Genomic DNA, 610 nt, shown 5'->3' on the forward strand with positions numbered 1-610 from the left:
GCAATGTCCACTTGAGTTTTATTGGCAGAAATACTTACGTCTGCCATTTTCACCATCGGGTGCTCACTCAACTGTTGGTAGTGCTTGGTCGTTTCGCTATTTGCAGACAACTTTTGGTTTAATGACGCCCAAGTCAGTGTGTTGCTGGCTTGAAGTGTTGAGCGTCCGTTTTGGGTATAGGTATTGAGCCAGTCAGAGCCCAACCATTCTGAGAGTTGGGAGACCAAACGGCGCTGCATTTGTGCGTTGGCTTGCAGCTTTTCATCCAACTTACTCACTTGAAGCTGTGCATTCAGTAAATCTTGCGCTTCGCTTTTGCCGATTGAGTAATTGGTTTGAATGAAGTTTTCCATTTCCGTCATGAGCCGACGGTTTTCTAGCAAAATTTGCTCTGCCTTCTGCTGATAGCCCAGCTCCAACCAAAGCTGAGTCATGCTGTTTGCCACTTCAAGCTCCCGTGCGTGAACTTGCAACGACAAACCATCGGCTTGTTGATTGGCTTTCTTTTGTTGAAGGTCGAGCGTCGAGCCACGTTCGAACTGTTGCATCAAACCGACGGAGATATTGGTCATCGGATCTTCGTCAAATTTGAAGCTATCGACAGGCAAAC

The 610-nt window shown here is 47.0% G+C and carries 1 protein-coding gene; it reads right to left on the reverse strand.

Features of this window, described 5'->3' with window-relative positions:
• Positions 1-610, reverse strand: a 610-nt coding sequence (locus R7Q46_RS28240) for a TolC family protein (protein WP_411978787.1), incomplete at both ends; no start/stop codon positions are given.

The organism is Vibrio sp. 811, from assembly GCF_033339195.1.